The 2,060-nt window shown below is 76.6% G+C and carries 2 protein-coding genes; one reads left to right on the top strand and one right to left on the bottom strand.

What is annotated here, in order from left to right; all coding sequences use genetic code 11:
* Positions 1–165: 165 nt before the first annotated feature.
* Positions 166–915, bottom strand: a complete 750-nt coding sequence (locus tag HGA02_RS17485; protein WP_168680495.1) for a glutamine amidotransferase-related protein — start codon at positions 913–915, stop codon at positions 166–168.
* A gap of 190 nt (positions 916–1,105) precedes the next feature.
* Between HGA02_RS17485 and HGA02_RS17490 the strand changes: the two genes are divergently transcribed.
* The coding region (locus HGA02_RS17490) for an Ig-like domain-containing protein (protein ID WP_168680497.1) at positions 1,106–2,060 on the top strand (955 nt) is incomplete at its 3' end.

Below are 2,060 nucleotides of genomic sequence, written 5' to 3' on the forward strand. Positions count from 1 at the left end.
GCCCGAGCAGTGACGCCGCGGTCCGCCCGCGGCACCGCACGGACCACGACGGCCGGCTCCCCGGGGTGGGGGCCGGCCGTCGTCGTGCGGATCGTCGGGCCGTCGTCGTGACGCCCGTCGTGCGGATCGTCGGGCCGTCGTCGTGACGCCCGTCGTCGGGGAGCGTCAGGCGGGCGTGCGGTCTCCGGCACGCGCCACGACGAGCGCCGCGAACGTGCGGGCGATCGTCTCCCCCGCCCGCGCGACGGACGCGTCGTGCTGGGCCGTCGCGGCGTCGACCGCGGCGGTGTCGACGTCGTCGTGCAGCTCGGCCCACGCGTGCAGCGTCGCGGGCGACGCCTCGGGGTGGAACTGCACGCCCCACGCCGACCCGACGCGGAACGCCTGGTAGGGGTACTGGCGCGAGTGCGCGAGCCACGTCGCGGTGCGCGGCAGGTCGACGATCGCGTCGGCGTGCATGCTCGGCATCGGGGTCGACCGGTGGTCCTCGGGCACGCTCGTCTCGACCAGGGCGCCGACGAGCGCGTCGCCGACGGCCTCCGGGCGCCAGCGCACGTCGACGACGCCCGACTCGCGTCCGGGCGGGGCGGCGACGTGCACGCGCCCGCCCGCCGCGACCGCGAGCAGCTGGGCGCCGAGGCAGATCCCGAGCGTCGGGACGCCGGCCTGCACGGCGTCGGCGAGCAGGGTGCGGGTGGCCGGGATGCCGGGCGCGTCGTCGGAGAGCGCGGACATCTGGCCGCCGAGGACGAGCAGGCCGTCCAGGGTGTCGGCCGGGGGCAGGGGCTCGCCGAGGTCGGCGCGCACGAGGCGCACCTCGACACCGTCGAGCCAGCCGGCGAAGCGGTCGAGCGGCACACCGGCGTCGAGCTGGACGACCGTGAGCACCGGGGCGTGGGGGGACGTGGCAGTCACGAGGCAGCACCGTACCCGCTGCGCGACCCGCCTCACCCGGGTCCTGTGGACCGTCCGGGGCGTCGGCCCACGTCAGCACGTGACGCGCGTCGCAGGTTCCACCCCCTCAGGCCGGGTCACGGCGCGCCGATGGGACGAACGGCGTCGGGCAGAGGCGTCGTCCTGATCCCCGCACCCGAGAGGTCTCTCCGTGCTGCGTCCTTCCCTCCCCCGACGGCTGCGCGCGGTCGCGACGACCGCCGCGCTCGTCCTGGCCGCCGCCGTCGGCGTCTCCGCGCCCGCGAGCGCCGTACCCGACGGCTACCCGATCGCCGACGTCCCCGCCACGGGCTCGGTGCAGACGAACATCCCGGTGACGGTGGTCTGCCCGTTCGTCGAGGACCAGCCGTGGACGATCGCGTCCTGGGTGACGTCGGAGGGCAGCGGCATCCTCAAGACCGCGCACGGCACCCTCGCGGACGCCCAGATGGTCTACAGCGGCTCGGTCTGGTTCTCCTCGCCCGCGCCCACGGGCTACGTCGACGTGCGGTGCGGGTACGAGGACGGCGACGGTCGCGAGACCTGGGTGTCGTCCGGGCGCTTCCCGATCTCGGTCGCCGCACCGGTCGTCGCGACGACCACCACGGTCGCCGTCGCGCCGTCCGTGACCCTGCCCGCCACGCTGCCGGCTACCGCCACCGTGGCCACGAGCGGCGGTGCGGTCACCACCGGCTCCGTCCAGTTCTCCGTCGACGGCGTCGACGTGGGTGCGCCCGTCGCGGTCGACGCGCACGGCGAGGCGCGCACGGACCTCGGGGCGCCGGCACCCGGCCACCGCAGCGTCTCCGCGCGCTACCTCGGTGCGTCGGGCTCGGCACGGACGGCATCCGCGACCTGTGGTCGCCGTTCGGCGACGGCGACCTGCTGCGCATCGCCCTCGGCTTCGCGCGCCTGCACGGGCTGCGCACCGACGACGACCTCACCGGTGCCGTCCGGCTCGCGACGTCGTCCGCCGCCGCGTTCGTCGGGCGCGACGTCCACGACCTCGTCGTCGGCGCGCCCGGCGACCTCGTGCTGCTCGACGCCGAGAACGTCCCCGACGCGCTCGTCCGGGTCCCGCCGCGCTGACGTCCGACCCGGACCCGCGCGTACGGGACTGGGCGTGC

The organism is Cellulomonas septica (genome assembly GCF_012396155.1).
Lineage (GTDB): Bacteria > Actinomycetota > Actinomycetes > Actinomycetales > Cellulomonadaceae > Cellulomonas > Cellulomonas septica.